Origin of the sequence: Streptomyces sp. 2-1, from assembly GCF_048564895.1 — a bacterium.
Classification (GTDB): Bacteria; Actinomycetota; Actinomycetes; order Streptomycetales; family Streptomycetaceae; genus Streptomyces; species Streptomyces phaeochromogenes.
The window spans coordinates 9692792-9708745 of the sequence record NZ_CP183383.1 but is presented as its reverse complement, the minus strand read 5'-3'; the positions used below and the strand labels follow the sequence as shown (position 1 = coordinate 9708745).

General features: G+C 69.6%; 14 protein-coding genes. 8 read left to right on the top strand and 6 right to left on the bottom strand.

Annotated features, from left to right (window positions below; translation table 11 throughout):
* Positions 1 to 62 precede the first annotated feature (62 nt).
* Positions 63 to 599, top strand: coding sequence for a hypothetical protein (locus tag ACN20J_RS42500; protein ID WP_419668050.1), 537 nt, complete (start codon positions 63 to 65; stop codon positions 597 to 599).
* A gap of 20 nt (positions 600 to 619) precedes the next feature.
* Here ACN20J_RS42500 and ACN20J_RS42495 read toward each other — a convergent pair whose 3' ends face one another.
* Positions 620 to 1534, bottom strand: a complete 915-nt coding sequence (locus ACN20J_RS42495) for a YceI family protein (RefSeq protein WP_190227540.1) — start codon at positions 1532 to 1534, stop codon at positions 620 to 622.
* Positions 1535 to 1739: 205 nt separating this feature from the next.
* The gene (locus tag ACN20J_RS42490; protein WP_361994696.1) at positions 1740 to 2774 is read right to left on the bottom strand and encodes a LacI family DNA-binding transcriptional regulator; all 1035 of its coding nucleotides are present in this window, start codon (positions 2772 to 2774) and stop codon (positions 1740 to 1742) included.
* 148 nt (positions 2775 to 2922) lie between these two features.
* Between ACN20J_RS42490 and ACN20J_RS42485 the strand changes: the two genes are divergently transcribed.
* The 7 genes from ACN20J_RS42485 to ACN20J_RS42455 all read left to right on the top strand — a co-directional run bounded on the left by ACN20J_RS42485 (position 2923) and on the right by ACN20J_RS42455 (position 10865).
* Positions 2923 to 4149, top strand: coding sequence for an amino acid ABC transporter substrate-binding protein (locus ACN20J_RS42485; RefSeq protein ID WP_189839402.1), 1227 nt, complete (start codon positions 2923 to 2925; stop codon positions 4147 to 4149).
* Positions 4150 to 4156: 7 nt separating this feature from the next.
* Positions 4157 to 5044 carry a branched-chain amino acid ABC transporter permease gene (locus tag ACN20J_RS42480; protein ID WP_055612580.1) on the top strand — a complete coding sequence of 296 codons (888 nt, stop codon included), beginning with the start codon at positions 4157 to 4159 and terminating at the stop codon, positions 5042 to 5044.
* Positions 5045 to 5066: 22 nt separating this feature from the next.
* The gene (locus tag ACN20J_RS42475; protein ID WP_419668049.1) at positions 5067 to 6140 is read left to right on the top strand and encodes a branched-chain amino acid ABC transporter permease; all 1074 of its coding nucleotides are present in this window, start codon (positions 5067 to 5069) and stop codon (positions 6138 to 6140) included.
* Entirely contained in the window at positions 6137 to 6886 is a 750-nt protein-coding gene (locus ACN20J_RS42470; RefSeq protein ID WP_419668048.1) for an ABC transporter ATP-binding protein, read from the top strand. The genes ACN20J_RS42475 and ACN20J_RS42470 overlap by 4 nt, the downstream gene beginning before the upstream one ends.
* The gene (locus tag ACN20J_RS42465; protein WP_419668047.1) at positions 6876 to 7673 is read left to right on the top strand and encodes an ABC transporter ATP-binding protein; all 798 of its coding nucleotides are present in this window, start codon (positions 6876 to 6878) and stop codon (positions 7671 to 7673) included. Before ACN20J_RS42470 ends, ACN20J_RS42465 begins: the two co-directional genes overlap by 11 nt.
* Before the next feature lie 70 nt (positions 7674 to 7743).
* The gene (locus tag ACN20J_RS42460; protein ID WP_419668046.1) at positions 7744 to 8718 is read left to right on the top strand and encodes a hypothetical protein; all 975 of its coding nucleotides are present in this window, start codon (positions 7744 to 7746) and stop codon (positions 8716 to 8718) included.
* A 5-nt stretch (positions 8719 to 8723) separates the two neighbouring features.
* The gene (locus ACN20J_RS42455; protein ID WP_419668045.1) at positions 8724 to 10865 is read left to right on the top strand and encodes a PQQ-dependent sugar dehydrogenase; all 2142 of its coding nucleotides are present in this window, start codon (positions 8724 to 8726) and stop codon (positions 10863 to 10865) included.
* Here ACN20J_RS42455 and ACN20J_RS42450 read toward each other — a convergent pair.
* The 4 genes from ACN20J_RS42450 to ACN20J_RS42435 all read right to left on the bottom strand — a co-directional run bounded on the left by ACN20J_RS42450 (position 10855) and on the right by ACN20J_RS42435 (position 15819).
* A complete protein-coding gene (locus ACN20J_RS42450) occupies positions 10855 to 12327 on the bottom strand; it encodes a glycoside hydrolase (RefSeq protein ID WP_189839408.1) in 1473 nt (490 codons plus the stop codon). The two genes, ACN20J_RS42455 and ACN20J_RS42450, sit on opposite strands and share 11 nt — an antisense overlap.
* Positions 12328 to 12497: 170 nt before the next feature.
* Entirely contained in the window at positions 12498 to 13754 is a 1257-nt protein-coding gene (locus ACN20J_RS42445; protein ID WP_419668044.1) for a glucarate dehydratase family protein, read from the bottom strand.
* Between the two features lie 131 nt (positions 13755 to 13885).
* Positions 13886 to 14920, bottom strand: coding sequence for a maleylacetate reductase (locus tag ACN20J_RS42440; RefSeq protein WP_419669052.1), 1035 nt, complete (start codon positions 14918 to 14920; stop codon positions 13886 to 13888).
* A gap of 23 nt (positions 14921 to 14943) precedes the next feature.
* Complete coding sequence (locus tag ACN20J_RS42435; protein ID WP_419668043.1) at positions 14944 to 15819, bottom strand: intradiol ring-cleavage dioxygenase; 876 nt, start codon at positions 15817 to 15819, stop codon at positions 14944 to 14946.
* Between the last annotated feature and the right edge of the window lie 135 nt (positions 15820 to 15954).

Sequence of the window (15954 nt, the reverse complement as noted above, 5' to 3'; positions counted from 1 at the left end):
GACTCACGCGACGGCCACCCGTGACCGTCGTCCAACACGCAACCGGCACAAGGGGGATGACCATGGACCCGACCCCGATAGACACACCCGCGCTCGCCGAACTCGGCGCGTCCGACCGGCCGTTCAGGCCCGAGGAATGTGCGGACCGGGCCCGCCGGGCGGCGGCGTTCGTCGACACCGCCGCGCTCGACCGCTCCGGTCCCGGCTCGTATCTGCTGCTGTGGCGGAACGCGAACTCCGAGGCGTGGCTGAACACTTGGTGGGAGTCGCGTGACACCGGCTACCACGACCACCAGGGGTCGTGCGTCGGCGTGCATGTGATCGAGGGCGCCGCCTGGCAGGAGGGGCTGCCGGTGGGCGGCCCGCGCCGCGCCCGCCGGTACGGGGCCGGCGAGTCGTTCTCGTTCCCGGGTTCGGGCGTCCACCGGATGGACCACGACGCCGGTGCCGTGACCATCCACGTCTACTCGCCGCCGATCGAGGCCATCGGGCACTACGAGATCGTCGACGGCGAACTCCACCGCACGGCCGGGCCGCCCGACGAGGGCTCCCCGGCGAGTCCCCGGCTGCTCGACGCCCTCAACTCGATCGGACGGTAAGTGAGTTCGGAGAGGGCCCGCTACTCCGGCGGGGTGGGCGTGTCGTGCGTGCGGTACATCGCCTGGACGTCCAGTTCGAGCTGGATCGTCGGACCGACCACCGCGATACCGCGGGCCAGCATGTTCCGCCAGTTGAGGGTGTAGTCCTCGCGGTGCAGTTCGGCCTTGGCCAGGGCCGCACAGCGCAGTTCCTCGCCATAACCGCCGTTCACCATACCGAGGTACGTCGTGTCCAGGGCCACCGAGCGGCTCACCCCGTGCATCGTCAGCGAGCCCTGCAGCGTCCACTTGCTGCCGCCGCGGTAGGCGAACCGCGTGCTGTGGAAGTCGATGAAGGGGAACCGCTTGACGTCCAGGAAGTCCGCCGACCGGAGGTGGTTGTCGCGGGTCGTGTTGCCGGTCGTGATGCTCGCCGCGTCGATCCGGACATGGACCCGGGACTCTGTGATGTCCTGAACGATCTGGATACCGCCGTCGAAACGCTCGAAGCGCCCGTGCACATGGGCCATTCCGACGTGCTTGGCGATGAAGCGGATCGCCGTGTGGGGCGGGTCGAAGAGCCAGGTGCCGGTCGGCGGCAGGTCGAGCTGACGGGCCGGTTCCAGGCGGGCGTACAGGGTGGGGAGGGTGACGCCGGCGACGATCTCGACGGTCTCGCGGACCGGGGAGAGCCCCTCGGCCATGACCATCATGCTGTAGCCGCCCGGCGGCAGCACGGCCATGAAGAAGCCGTACGGGTCGGTGGTGCCGCGGGCCGCGACGCGATGCGAGTCGAGCGCGGTGATCGTGACGTCGGCGCCTCCCATGGGCTGTCCCATGGGGTCCGCGACCTCGCAGCCGACCGCGCCCGCGCCGGGCGGCAGGGGCATTGTGAGGCCCGAGGCGGCGGCGGAGGCGTCCCTGGAACGCCGGCGCCGAAGCAGTCCGAGGGCCATGATGTTCACCTGTCTTCTCAATTCCGTTGCGTGCCACGGCTCGACGCCCTCCCACGCACCCGGCAGGCCCGTGGGCCGCACGGACACGGGCACGGCGAACCGGGACGTGAGCCAGCCATGATCATGATCCGGCCGTCCACGGCGTGGGTGTCTCAATTCGAGACAGTGCACGCCGTCTCGATCGAGACAGTGCGCGCCCGGTGTCTCACCGCGAGGGCGCGGGCCCCGTGGAGTCGCGTACCACCAGCTCATGGCCGGTGGACTTGCGGCGGGGCCGGGACGCGGGCGGTCTGAGGGCCATCGAGAGGGCCTGGCGGCCCATTTCTGCGAGGGGCAGCCGGACGGTGGTGAGGCCGGGTGCGAGGTCCGCCGCGAACGACACGTCGTCGAATCCGGCGACCGACATCCGGTGCGGGACCGGTACGCGGTGGGCGCGGAGCGCGGAGAGGACACCGATGGCCATGGCGTCGTTGAGGGCTACGATCGCGGTGGTGTCCGGGTGGTCGCGCAGGATCCGCTCGGCCGCGTCACGCCCGCCGTCGCGGGTGAACTCGGCCTGCGCCAGGGGCAGTTCGTCGGTGGGCAGTCCGGCCTCCGTCAGTGCCCCAACCACCCCCGCGAACCGGTCGGCGACCGTGGACAGCAGCATCTCCCCCGCCGCCACCGCGATCCTGCGGTGTCCGAGGGACAGCAGATGATCAGTGACGGTCTCGGCGCCCTCCTTGTTGTCGGGCCGCACCGCGTCCGCGTTGAGGAAGTGACGGCCGATCACCGTCAGCCGCCCGCCGGCGTCCTGGAAGGCGGACAGCTCGGCCCTGGACTCGGCCTCCATCCGGGGATCGACGTACCCGGAGCCCGCGATGATGATGACGCCGACGCGCTGGGCGATGAGATGGCGGATCTGACGCAGTTCGTTCTGCGGATTGCGGCCGGAGTGGCAGATCTGGACGATCAGATCGCGTTCGTCCGCCACCTGTACGACCCCGCCCGCGATCTCCGAGAAGTACGGGTCGTCGATCTGATGGACGATCAGCCCCACCGTCGACGCGGTACCGCCCGCCAGGGTGCGCGCATGGGGATTGGCGACATAGCCGAGCTCCCGCGAGATGCGGCGGACCCGCTCGGCCACCTCCTCGCGCACCCCGTCCCGTCCGGCGAGCGCCCGGGACGCCGTGGTCAGTGAAACCCCCGCGCGCTCGGCCACATCGGCGAGCCGCAGTCGTGAACGGGGCCTTGGCATTCGTCACCGCCTCCGAACAGGGCCTTGTCAATCGGTCCGTGCACGACGCTTGTCTCAACTCATGTGACGTGGCTTACATAGTACGCAAGCGCTCGCGAAAGCGCTTTCGAACGGCGAAGAGAGTGCCTGCGGACAGGGGAGTCCAGCGATGAGCACAACACAGCGCCTTTCATGGAGAGTTGCCGCCCTCGCGTCCGCCACGGCACTGACTGCCGCCGGTTGCGGCTCGGGCGGCGGCTCGGAGGATTCACCCGACGACCCCATCACCATCGGTGTCTCACTGCCGCTCACCGGGGACTTCTCGGAGCCCGGCAAGGGTGTGGAGCGCGGCTACAAGGCATGGGCGAAGATCGTCAACGACCAGGGCGGACTGCTCGGCCGCAAGGTCGAGTTGAAGATCCTCGACGACCAGTCGAACGCGGACCGGGTGGTCTCCGACTACGAGCAGCTGATCGGCAGGGACCAGGTCGACCTGGTCTTCGGCCCGTTCTCCACCCGGCTCGTGGTGCCGGCGGCCCGGGTGGCGGAAGAATACGGTCTGCTCTTCGTCGAGCCGGCCGGTGCGGCCCCGGAGGTCTTCGACCAGGGCTTCAAGAACCTCTTCTACGCGGCCCCCGCGGTCGCCAACGACCACTACAACCACCTCGCCGACTACATCCTGGCGCTGCCCGAGGCGGAGCGTCCCAAGTCAGTGGCGTACGCCGCGATGGACGACCCCTTCGCCCAGGGAACGGCGTACGGGCTGAAGGACAAGCTGGAGAAGGGCGGTATCAAGACCGTCGTCGACGAGGTCTACCCGCCCAACACCACCGACTTCGGCTCGATCGCCGCGCAGATCGCCTCCTCCAAGGCCGACATGGTGGTGGGCGGCTCGCAGTACCAGGACGGGGTGAACCTGATCGTCGCCCTCCAACAGCTGAACTACCAGCCGAAGATGGCCGCCTTCTCCACCGCCCCCACCGAACCGGAGTTCGCCAAGGCCATCGGCGACAAGACCGAGGGCATCCTCGCGCCGACCGGCTACACCCAGCACGCGGACTACCCGAGCAACAAGGAGTTCGTCGAGAAGTACACCGAGCAGTTCGGCAAGGCCCCGGAGGAGGACGAGGCCAACGCCTACACCACGGGACAGGTCGTCGCCGCGGCCGTCGAGGCCGCCAAGTGCGCCTCCCAGGACGAGGAGTGCCAGCAGAAGCTCGTGAAGTGGCTGCGCGGCAACGAGGTGGAGACCGTCGTCGGGCCCCTCAAGTGGGACGACAAGGGCCGCCCGCAGAGCGCGCACATGATCCAGCAGTGGGTGGACGGCGAGATCCAGATCGTCCTGCCCGAGGAACAGAAGGAAGCCGACCTGGTCCATCCCAAGCCGAAGTGGTGATGCCTGCGTGCCCTCCGCGAGCCTCGTCTTCCAGAGCATCGTCCTCGGCGTGCTGCTGGGAGGGCTCTACGCCCTCCTGGCGGCCGGCCTGACCCTCTACTTCGGCGTCATGCGCGTCGTGATGATCGCCCACTCCGCGTTCCTGATCCTCGCCGCCTACCTCGCCTGGTACGCGCACCGGGAGACCGGTGTCGACCCGCTGCTCACCCTGCTCGTGACCGTCCCCCTGTTCTTCGTCGCGGGCGTGGCCATGCAACGGCTGCTCCTGACCCGGCTGCGCCCGGCGACCCTGACGATGATGTCGGTGCTGCTGACGTTCTCCGTCGCCCTCGTCATCGAGGGGCTCCTCGGGTACGCCTTCTCCGGCACCCAGCGCCGGATCCGGCTCGGCTACTCCTCCGCGAGCCTGGAGTTCTTCGGCGCGCGCGTCGCGGTGGTCAAGCTCATCGCGTTCGGCCTGGCCGCCGCCGCACTGCTCGGGCTGTATCTCCTGATGCGGCACAGCAGGTTCGGCCAGGCGCTGCGGGCGACGATCCAGCACCGGGAGGCCGCCGCGCTGGTCGGCATCGACACCGACCGGATCGCCGGGTACGGCTTCGGCCTCGGTCTCGCGACGGCGGCGGTCGGCGGTACGGCGCTCTCGCTCGACACGACCATCTACCCGTCGCTGCACTGGCACTGGATCGGACCGCTGATGGCGATCATCGTGGTCGGCGGCCTCGGCAGCGTGCCGGGCGCGGCGATCGCCGCCATGACCCTGGGCCTGACACAGAGCCTGCTCCAGCTGGAACTCAGCACGACCTGGGCGCAAACGGTCTTCTATGTCGCGCTCTTCGCCACCTTGGCCGTCCGGCCGCAGGGATTCTTCGGGGGTCGGCTTGCCCAGAGATTCTGAACGCCCGCGCCCCATTGGCAGGTTGTTACGGCTGGGAGCACTGCTCGCCGGGATCGCCGTCGCGCTGTCCTTCCCGTCCATGGCCCCCAGTCCGTACGAGCTGACCGTGGGCATCGCCATCCTCAACTTCGCGGTGCTCTCCACCTCCTGGAACTTCGTCGGCGGTTTCACCGGCTACATCTCCCTGGGGCACGGCGCGTTCGCCGGGCTCGGCGCGTATGCGACCGGGCTGCTGGTCACCAAGGGGGAACTGCCGTCGTTCGTCGCGCTGTTCGTGTCGGCCGCCCTGGTCGCCGTGCTCGCGATACCCGTCGGCTACGCGGCGCTGCGGGTGCGCGGCGCGTCCTTCGTCATCGTCTCGATCGCACTGGTGCTGATCATGCTGCTGGTGTTCCAGAGCTGGGCCTCCTTCACCGGCGGCTCGCGCGGTCTGGTGGTCCCGCGGCCGTTCCCGGGCAAGCTGCGCTCCGAGCACCACGAGATCTTCTACTTCCTGTTCCTCGGGCTGCTCGCGATGGCGCTCCTCGCCTGGTGGATCATCGACCGCTCGCGGTTCGGCATGGGTCTGAAGGCAATCCGCGAGGACGAGGACAAAGCGCAGTCGCTGGGCACCCCCACCTACACGTACAAGCTCGTCGTCTTCGTGGTCTCGGCGGCCTTCACCGCTCTGGCCGGAGGGCTCTACGGGCTGTGGTTCGGCGACCTCGACCCCGTCTTCCAGTTCTCGATCCTGAGCGGGGCCTACATGGTCCTGATGGCGCTCCTCGGGGGCGTACGCCATCTGTACGGGCCACTGCTCGGGGCGGTGGTCGTCGGGTACGGCCTCGAGTATTCCAAGCTCGAGTACGGGGACACCCCGCTGCACCTGGTCTTCGCGGGCCTGCTGCTGGGGGTCGTCGTGATGTTCATGCCGGACGGTGTCATCCCGGCGGTCACCGGTCTGGTCGCCCGTGTCCTCGGGACCGGCGAGACGTCGATCCGCGAGGTCACCGCAGCCGAACTGCGCGACGAACGCGACGAGCACGAGGCGGACGTCCGGCCGGACCACCGGCCGGACGGGAAAAGACCGGACGGGAAGAGAGAGGTGAGGCAGTGAGCGCGGACGAGGGTGAGCAGAGCCTGGCGGCTGTCGGACTCACCAAGACCTTCGGCGGGGTCGCCGCCCTGGACGGCGCCACCGTGTCGTTCCGGCACGGCAGGGTCAACGCCCTGATCGGGCCGAACGGCTCCGGCAAGACCACGTTCTTCAACTGCGTCACCGGCATGATCCGTCCCGACGCGGGCCGTACGACGTACCGGGGCCGGGACATCACCGCCAGGCCGCCGCACCGCATCGCCCGGGCGGGGATCGGCCGCTCCTTCCAGCTCTGCCGTGTCTTCCCCCGGATGACGGTCCTGGACAACCTGCTCGTCGCCGTACGCCCGCCGAACCTCCTGGCCCAACTCGCCGGTGCCCGAAAGCGGGAGGAGACGGAACGGGCCCGATACTGGTTGACCCGCATGGGCATCGACCACCTGGAGAGGGCGGAGGCGCGGAATCTGTCCTGGGGGCAGCAGAAGCTGCTGGAGCTCGCGGGCGTCCTGATGAGCGAGCCCGAACTGATCCTGCTCGACGAACCGGCGGGCGGGGTCAATCCGGCACTGATCGACCGCATCTGCGACCTGGTGCGCGAACTCAACGCCGAGGGAAGGACGTTCCTGATCGTCGAGCACAACATGGACCTGGTCATGTCCCTCAGCGACCACGTCGTGGTCTTCGACCGCGGACGGCCGATCGCGGAGGGCCCGCCCTCGTTGATCCAGTCCGACGAACGAGTCCTGGAGGCCTACCTTGGCGTCTGACTCCGGCTCCCCCACCGTCCCCTCCCCGCGCTCCGACTCCGGATTCCTGCTCGAACTCGACGACATCCGCGCCGGATACGGACGGGCGGCCCTGGTGCTGCGCGGTCTGACGGTCCGGGTGCCCGCCGGAGGCGTGGTGTGCCTGGTCGGCCCGAACGGCGCGGGCAAGTCCACCGTGCTGAAGGTTGCCAGCGGGCTGCTCACGCCGCGCTCCGGCCGGGTCCTGGTCGACGGCGTGGACGTCACCGGCCGCGGACCGCAGCAACTGCTCGCCGCCGGAGTCGCCCATGTCCTCCAAGGGCACAGCGTCTTCCGGGAGATGACGGTCGCCGAGAACGTCCTCCTCGGCGGCTACACCATCAAGGACAAGGCGGTCGTCGCCGAACGTGCCGACTTCGTACGCGATCTCTTCCCGCTCGTCGCCGAACGCTGGACGAGTCTGGCCGGACTGCTCTCCGGCGGGCAGCAGAAGCAGGTGGAGTTCGCCCGCTCGCTGATGGTCAGGCCCCGGGTGGTTCTGCTCGACGAGCCGTCCATGGGGCTCGACCCGAAGACGACGGGCGTGGTCTTCGAGCAGATCGTACGGATGCGGGAGGCGGGCACGGCCGTACTGCTGGTCGAGCAGAACGCCCGCCGCGCGCTGGAGACCGCCGACATCGGCTGCGTACTCGACCTCGGGCGGGTCCATATATCGGGTCCGGCAAGGGAGTTGCTGGCCGATCCGCAGCTGGGCGAGCTGTATCTCGGGGGCAGGCCGGCCCAGCCGCCGGCCGCGCCCAAGCGGTGACCCGGCGGGGACCCGCGATGACAGGCAAGGACATCGATGTCATGACACGCCTCGCAAAGGAGCGAGCGACATGGTCAAACGCAGACGGTACGCGGGAGCGGCCCTCGCCGTTCTCCTGACAGTTCTCACGGCTCTCGCCGCGGCCCCGGCCGGGGCGAGCGGCCACCACCGGCCACCACCCACCGTGCATCCCGGGCTCCGACCCCACCTCGCCGCCCACTACGACTTCGAGCACCCGGTACGCGGCAATCCGGGCCGCGAACGCGACCGGGGTTTCTCCGGCACCGACATCGACCTCGTCGGCGGCGGCGCGCGGATGCGGGCCCCGGACGGCGCACACCGCGGCAGCCGGACCTCGCTCCAGGTGCGGCAGGTCACCCCGGACGCGGCGGGCAACGACGACTGGAAGGCGGGCGTGTACTCCGCGTCCGGCGTGCCGACGCTGACCGCCTTCAACGCGGTGCGCGGGACCACGGTCATGGGGTGGTTCAAGATGACCGGGCAGAACCCGAGCCCCAACACCAACACGGCGGCCCCCGACGACCTTTACGGCGCGATCGGGCTTGCCGGGGTGCTCTCCGGCGACTCCGACGGACATGGTGTGCGCGCCCTGCTGGAACTCATCAACGTGAACGGCGAGCTCCGGCTGGTCGCTCTCGGGCGGCGGATCGACGGGGCCGCGTCCCAGACCTTCGCGGCCTCCCAGGACTGGCGGACCCTGCTGCCGCCCGGCAAGTGGGTGTTCCTCGCCGCGACCTTCGACTTCGACAGCGGTGAGATGGCGCTCTACCGCAACGGCAGGCCGCTGGACGGCTTCTACACCGTGGTCGGCGACCCCTGGGACCTCTCGGGCCCCGGCCCGCACCGCACCTCGGCCACCAACCCGCGAGGCATCAAGATCGGCGGCAGCTTCCCGCAGAACACCCGGGAGGGCAATCCCTGCAACTGCCGGATGGACAGCCTGATGTTCCTCGACCGCGCGGTGGATGCCGCGCTGGTCCGAGCGCAGTACCGACTGGTCACGCACAAGGCCGCAGAGGAGTGACAGCCATGACCGGATCACCCGGCACCAGACCCAGCCTCAGACCCAGACTCGAAGCCCGCCCCAGACCCATCCTGCTGACACCGTTACTCGTTCTCGCCCTGCTGCTTTCCGTCCTCGTCGCCCTGCCCGGCGCGACGGCCCACGCGGCCGAACCGATCACCGACCCGATCCCCGAGCGGCCCACCACCTCCGGCATCGGGCTGACCGTCGAGGAGTTCGCGGCCTTCCCGAAGAGCGTGCCGCCGGACGGGCCCGTCACCGATCCACGGCTGAGGCGGCACGCCCGCATCAACTACCTGAGCGAACTGCCCGACGGCTCGGGCCGGATGGCCGTGCCCGACCTCAACGGGAAGCTGTATCTCGTCGAGGACGGCACCCCGCGCGTCTATCTCGACGTCGCCGGCACCTTCTCTCCCGCGTTCTTCGGCAGCCAGGGTCTCGGCATGGGCTTCGGGTTCGTCACCTTCGACCCGCGCTTCAAGAAGAACGGCCGCTTCTACACCGTCCACGCCGAACTGGCCTCCGCCACCACGGCCGTGCCCGACATGCGGCAGGCGTCGAACACGACGTACCACGGCATCGTCACGGAGTGGACGGCCGACGACCCCTCGGCCGACACCTTCGAGGGCACGCGCCGCGAGGTCCTCCGCATCGGCTTCAACGGCCGCGTCCACGGCATCCAGCAGATCGACTTCAACCCCACCGCCCGGCCGCACGACAAGGACTACGGGCTGCTCTACCTCGCCGTCGGCGACGGCGGCCAGGGCGCCAGGAACAGCGAGCCGCAGAACCTGGCCCTGCCGCACGGCAAGATCCTGCGCATCGACCCGCGGGGCACCAACAGCGCCAACGGCAAGTACGGCATCCCGTCCCGCAACCCCTTCGTCGGCACCCCCGGCGCCCTCGGCGAGATCTACGCGTACGGCATGCGCGACCCGCACCGGTTCAGCTGGGACTCCGGCGGCCGCAACCGTATGTACCTCGGTCACATCGGTGAGCACGCCATCGAGGCCGTCTACGAGGTGAGGGCGGGCGACAACCTCGGCTGGAGCGAGCGCGAGGGCGCCTTCGTCTTCGACAAGACCGCCACCGATCCCTGCGCCAAGATCCAGCCGCTGCCCGCCGACGACGAGAAGTACGGCTACACGTATCCCGTCGCCGCCTACGACCACGACCCGCCCGCCAACTGGAACTGCACCTCCGACGTCGGACGGGCCATCGTCGGCGGCTTCGTCCTGCGCGACCGCGACCTGCCCGAGCTGTACGGCAAGTACGTCTTCGGCGACCTCGTCGACGGCCGGCTCCTCTACGCCGACACCAAGGACATGCGCCGGGGCGGCACGGACCTGGCCAAGCTGTACGACCTGATGCTGTACGACGAGAGCGGCACCCGGGTGACGCTGCAGGACCTCGCCGGGGACAGCCGGGTCGACCTCCGCTTCGGGCAGGACGCCGACGGCGGGCTCTATCTCCTCTCCAAGGCCAACGGCAAGATCTGGAAGGTGACCGGCACCCGGAAGTTCGCCTCCTGCGACACCGACGGCACGAAGGTCACCAACGTCATGGCCGGACGGAACTGGGCCCCGGTCACCCCGTCCAAGTGGCAGTTCCCGGGCCGCGAGGCGATCCTCGCCGAGGCCGGGGTCGCCCGCCCCGGTCCCCGGCGTCCCTTCGAGTACGCCCTGCTCACTGCCGGTCCCCCGGCCTTCGGTTCCGTACGGATCGACGCGCAGGTCCGTCTCGACACGCCCGTCGAGATCACCAACCGGGACGTGATCATCGTGTTCGGCCATCAGTCGGACACGAAGTTCTATTACGCGCACCTGTCGACCGACAACACCATCTATCCGCACAACGGGATCTTCGTCGTGAACGACGCCGACCGGCTGCGCCTGGAGGACCAGTGGAACGGCACCACCGGTGCGCCACCGGCCGTCACCGACTCGGCCTGGCACAAGGTGCGGGTGGTGCACTGCCCCGGCACCGGTGAGATCGCGGTCTACCTCGACGGCTCGAAACACCCCCTGATGACGGCCGTCGACACCACGCTCTCCTCCGGCCGGGTGGGCTTCGGCTCGTTCGACAACATCGGGCGGATGCGCGACCTGAAGGTCACCGGTACGGGAGGGGCCGCCCTCACACGGTGACACCGTCGATCTCGAAGGTCTGCACCGAGGCGGCGGCGAACGGCACGCTCAGGCTCTTGCCGTTGAGGTAGGTGTCCGAGCGTGCCGTGTAGAGGTCGCCGCCGCCCGAGGTGAGCGTGTTCCAGCGCCGTACGAGCCCGCCGCTGCCGCCCGTGACCGTGGTGAAGCGGGACAGGTCGAAGGTGAGCGTCTGCGCGGCACCGGAGTTGACGGCCACGACGACCAGGCGCTTCTGCGTGGCGTCGTGGGCGGCGACCGCGTAGCCGACGCCGGTGTCGAGGATGGTCATCCCCGGCCGGATGTGGCGGCTGAACTGGGCCATCACGTAGTACTTGGTCTGCACGGTGGTCGGCTGCAGGGTGCTCGCGTCGTACGCGATCATCGCCCAGCCGGTGGAGGGGTCCATCACCTGCCAGTAGACCCAGGCGGTCGGGTGCAGCCAGCGGAAGTCCAGGCACAGGTTGCTCGCCAGGGTGAGGCCGGAGCCGTCGCTGTCACCGGTCTCGGAGTTCCAGAGCTTTTTGCCCGCGGTCGTCACGATGTCTGTGTAGAGGAGGTCGCGGCGACCGCCCGAACCCTGGTAGCCGTGCACGTTGACCTGGTTGACCAGGGCCTTCGTCGACGCCCCGAAGGAGTTCCAGGTCGTACGGGCCAGGTCGTAACTGGTCTCGTCGGACGCGGAGATCCTGATGCCGGACAGGCCCCGTGTGTCGAGTTCGCTGCGCATGTACGGGAGGACGGCGGCCTGGACGGCGGCGTCCATGTGGCAGCCCTCCTGCGTGCCGGTGGCGGTCCACCAGGAGGACGAGGGTTCGTTGAAGGGATCGACGGTCGCGAAGTTCACGCCCCAGTTGTTCTTGGCGCGCAGGGCGACGGCCGCCAGGTGGGAGGCGTGCTGGCGGTAGTTCCAGGACTGGAGGTTGTTGCCGCCTCCGGACGCGCCCGACGGGTTGTGGTTGAGGCACATCCACCACATGGGCGAGTTGGCGAACAGCTCGGTGACGGCGCCGCGTTGGACGGCCTTCACCAGTGCGGCGCGCTGGTTGGCGTCCGCCGTCCAGTCCCAGGCGGAGGACGTGGGGTCCTCGTTGTTCCAGTCCTGCCAGAAGCCCTCGATCTGCTTGAAGGCCGGGATGTTGGGCGAGGCGACCATGGACTGGCCGCCCACGCTGTTCGGGCTGCACGCGCCCAGGTTGTAGCGGGCGATGTTCATACCGAGGCCCGGCAGCGTCCTGCCGCCGTACGCCACGGACTTGGTGGTGAAGAAGATGTCGGCGAAGTCGTCCCGCGCGCCGAACACGTTGGCCCACCATGCGAGCGAGGTGCCCCAGCCTTCCCAACTCCCGTACCTGGTGCCGGGGTTGACACTGATGGTCGCGTCGGCGCGGGCGGTGCCCGTCGCCAGCGCACTGCCCAGCAGCGTGCCGCCCGCCGCCGCCAGCAGGGATCTGCGCTTCATCATGGAGGTCTCCTGTCGCGCTCATGCCACAACCTGGTTGAAGAATGGGGCGGAGGCAAACGGTTGTCGAGACGCGTGACAGCGCTTTCTCTTTCGATAGTTTTACGGGCACCCGTGTCACGGCAGTGACACATGGGAGCCCGTGTTCCCACGCACCCAGGGGCGCGCCGGTGTCACCACCGAGGGAGCTTGTGCTCGTACTCCGGGTGGACGCGCCGCATGTAACCGGTGTCGTCGCGGCCCTTCATGCCGGAGTCGAGATAGGCCCGGTGGAGGCGTTCCAGCGCGTCGTGGTCGAGTTCGACTCCGAGACCGGGGCCCGTGGGGACCTTGACCGCGCCGTCCCGCAGTTCCAGCGCGCCGGGGACGACGACGTCGTCCGCGAGGTTCCACGGGTAGTGGGTGTCGCACGATGTGTCGAGGTTCGGGATCGCGGCGGCCACATGGGTCATGGCGGCGAGGCTGATGCCGAGGTGCGAGTTGGAGTGCATGGACAGACCGAGGCCGAACGCCTCGCAGACGGCGGCGAGTTCACGGGTGCGGCGCAGACCGCCCCAGTAGTGGTGGTCGGTGAGGAGGACCTGGATGGCGTCCTGCTCGACGGCCGGCTTCAGGTGCTCCCAGGCGACCACGCACATGTTGGTGGCCAGCGGCATGGGCGAGGTCTTCGCGACTTCCGCCATGCCGGGAATCGTGGGGGTGGGATCCTCCAGGTACTCCAGACAGCCGTCCAGCTCCCGCGCCACGTACCGCGAAGTCTCCACCGTCCAGGCCGTGTTGGGATCGAGCCGCAGCGGCTGTCCCGGGAACGCCTCGGCGAGCGCCCTCATCGCGGCGATCTCCTCGTCGGGCGGGAAGACACCGCCCTTGAGCTTGAACGAGCTGAATCCGTACCGCTGTTGCATCAGCCGGGCCTGCTCGACGATGCCCGCCGGGTCGAGGGCCTCGCCCCACTCGTCACCGACGGCCGGGCTGCCGTCGAGCGCCGGGTGTTCGGCCCATTTGTAGAAGAGGTACGCGGCGAAGGGCACGGCGTCACGGACCGCGCCGCCCAGCAGGTCGCTGACCGAGCGCCCCAGGAGCTTGCCCTGGGCGTCCAGACAGGCGACCTCCACGGCGGAGGTGGTCCAGCCGCGCTCGTGGGAACTGGGCACGGTGGGCAGCAGGACGGTGTCGATCGCGGCAGCGACGGCGGTCGTGTCGAAGACGTCCATGCCGACGACCGCCTGTGCCGCGGCCCGCAGTCGTTCGATACGGATGTCGCCGCCGGTCGACTCGCCGAGGCCCACCGTGCCGTCCTCCAGGACGAGTTGGAGGATCAGCCGCAGGGCGAGGGGCTCGTGCACACCGCTGGAGTTGAGGAGCGGCGGGTCACGGAAGGCGATCGGCGTGACGATCAGTTCACGGATCCGACTGTCGGGGGTGGTCATGCGCGGACTGCCTCCAGGCCGTGGTCGATGAGCTTCACGCACGCCATTCATGTCCATGAACCTGCTTCATGAATCTAGCTGGCGCGCAGCCAGCTAAGAATCGTTTCAGGTGTATGTCAAGACATGGAGAACTAGACGAGAGGGGCGTCCCCCGCGAACGCCGCACTCAGCACGGCGAGCGCGCCCTCGTGCGTGACCTCGCGCGGATTGGCGTACGCCTGGCCCGCGACCTGCTCGGCCGCGACCGCCAAGTCGGCCTCGGTGAGACCCAGTTGAGCCAGGGAGCGAGGTGCGCCGAGCTGTCCGGACAGGGTCCACAGAGCGAGCGGGGCGTTGTCGGTGTCCAGGGCGCGATCGAGGGCCCTGATCGCCTCGGGAGCGGCGGGCGCGTTGTACGCGAGGGCGTACGGGAGGACGACCGTGTGCGTCTCGGCGTGCGGCAGGCCGAACGTGCCGCCCAGCACATGGCAGAGCTTGTGGTGCAGCCCCATGGTGGTCGCGCCCAGGCAGGAACCGCAGAGCCAGGCCCCGTAGAGGGCGCGCCCGCGGGCCTCCAGGGACGCAGGCTCGGCGGCGATCTCCGGAAGGGCGGAGGTCATCGCCCGTACGCCCTCCTCGGCCATCAGGGAGACGAGGGGCGAGGTGTCGGGGGCGTACAGCGCCTCGACCGCGTGCGCGACGGCGTTGACCCCGCTCGTGACGGACAGGGGCACGGGCATGGAGAGGGTGAGCTCGGGGTCGTACACCACGCTGCGTGGGAGGACCGACGGGTCGCGGCCCGTGCGCTTCGCGCCGTGCTCGGTGAGGCCCCACACGGGGGTCATCTCGGAACCCGAGTACGTGGAGGGCACGGCGATCAGGGGCAGTCCCGTGCGCAGCGCGATCGCCTTGCCCAGGCCGATCGACGAACCGCCGCCCACGGCGACGCAGCCGTCGGCACCGGTCTTGCGAGCCACCTCGACGGCCCGGTCGGCGACCTCCACCGGGACGTGCATCCGGGCTTCGGCGTGAAGTCCCGCGCAGAGCTGGCCCAGCGAGTCGGCGACCGCCCGCGCGGTGTCCGCGCCGCGCGCGCCGGACACCACCAACACCCGCCGCAGACCGAGCCGTTGGACCTCCTCGGCCGTCGCGCCCACCGAGGCGCCGGGCCGGAAGACGACCCGCATGGGCTGGGCCTCGTACGAGAAGTTCACGCTTTCGCCCCAGGAGTCAGTACGAGATCGAACCGGGCGTGCCGGAAGGGGTTCGGGATGCCGAACTCCCGTGCCAGGGAAGGGTCGTCGGTCTCCGCGAAGTCCTCGACCAGACTGCTCTTCACCGCGAAGACCGCGTCCGAGTCGAGGTAGTCGCTGCCCGCCACGAAGATGTGCGTGGTGACGGGGGCGTGGCCCTCGGCGGTGGCGATGAAGTGGATGTGGGCGGGGCGGTAGGGGTGCCGGCCGGTGGCGCGGAGCAGGTCGCCGACCGGGCCGTCGGTGGGGATGGGATACGGGCTCGGTACGCAGGTGCGGAACCAGAAGCGGCCCGCCGCGTCCGCCGTGAACAGACCGCGGCCGTTGCCCGGTGGCTGGAGGTCCGGCTGCTGCACGTCGTAGAAGCCGTCGGTGTCGGCCTGCCAGACGTCGAGGACCGCGCCGGGCAGCGGGGTGCCGTCCTGGGAGAGCACCCGGCCGCTGACGACACAGGGTTCGCCGCTGCCCACCAGATTGATGTCGGCGCCGAGTTCACGGACCGGCGACTCGGTCATGTGGAAGGGGCCGAGGACGGTCGACTCGGTGGCGCCGGGGCCGCGGTCGGCGTTCAGGGTCTCGACCAGCATCGAAAGGCCGAGCACGTCCGACAGGAGGATGAACTCCTGCCGGGTGTCGGTGCACGTCTGCCCGGTCGCCGTCAGGAACCCGATCGCCCGCTCCCACTCCTCCTGGGTGAGCCGCGTCTCGCGCGCGAAGTCGTGAAGGTGCCGGATCAGCCCGGTGAGCAGCTCCCGCAACCGCGGATCGGTTGCCCCGCCGAGACTCCCGACGGCCTCCTCGGTGACCGCGGTCTCGCTGGCATCGATGGTCATGACGACTCCTGATTCACCGTGTCCCGATTCGCCGTGTCCCGCTTCCCGACGATCATTGTCCTACTCCGCCCGCATGGGGCGCCCCTTCAGGGGCGCGGGGAACTGCGCGCCCAGCCACGGGCGACCCGCACCAGC

What these genes read in the sequence shown, in the direction of transcription:
- ACN20J_RS42435 (WP_419668043.1), bottom strand. Translation starts at nt 15,819, where the DNA reads ATGACCATCGATGCCAGCGAGACCGCGGTCACCGAGGAGGCCGTCGGG.
- ACN20J_RS42440 (WP_419669052.1), bottom strand. Translation starts at nt 14,920, where the DNA reads ATGCGGGTCGTCTTCCGGCCCGGCGCCTCGGTGGGCGCGACGGCCGAG.
- ACN20J_RS42485 (WP_189839402.1), top strand. Translation starts at nt 2,923, where the DNA reads ATGAGCACAACACAGCGCCTTTCATGGAGAGTTGCCGCCCTCGCGTCC.
- ACN20J_RS42450 (WP_189839408.1), bottom strand. Translation starts at nt 12,327, where the DNA reads ATGATGAAGCGCAGATCCCTGCTGGCGGCGGCGGGCGGCACGCTGCTG.
- ACN20J_RS42445 (WP_419668044.1), bottom strand. Translation starts at nt 13,754, where the DNA reads ATGACCACCCCCGACAGTCGGATCCGTGAACTGATCGTCACGCCGATC.
- ACN20J_RS42495 (WP_190227540.1), bottom strand. Translation starts at nt 1,534, where the DNA reads ATGGCCCTCGGACTGCTTCGGCGCCGGCGTTCCAGGGACGCCTCCGCC.
- ACN20J_RS42490 (WP_361994696.1), bottom strand. Translation starts at nt 2,774, where the DNA reads ATGCCAAGGCCCCGTTCACGACTGCGGCTCGCCGATGTGGCCGAGCGC.
- ACN20J_RS42460 (WP_419668046.1), top strand. Translation starts at nt 7,744, where the DNA reads ATGGTCAAACGCAGACGGTACGCGGGAGCGGCCCTCGCCGTTCTCCTG.
- ACN20J_RS42455 (WP_419668045.1), top strand. Translation starts at nt 8,724, where the DNA reads ATGACCGGATCACCCGGCACCAGACCCAGCCTCAGACCCAGACTCGAA.
- ACN20J_RS42500 (WP_419668050.1), top strand. Translation starts at nt 63, where the DNA reads ATGGACCCGACCCCGATAGACACACCCGCGCTCGCCGAACTCGGCGCG.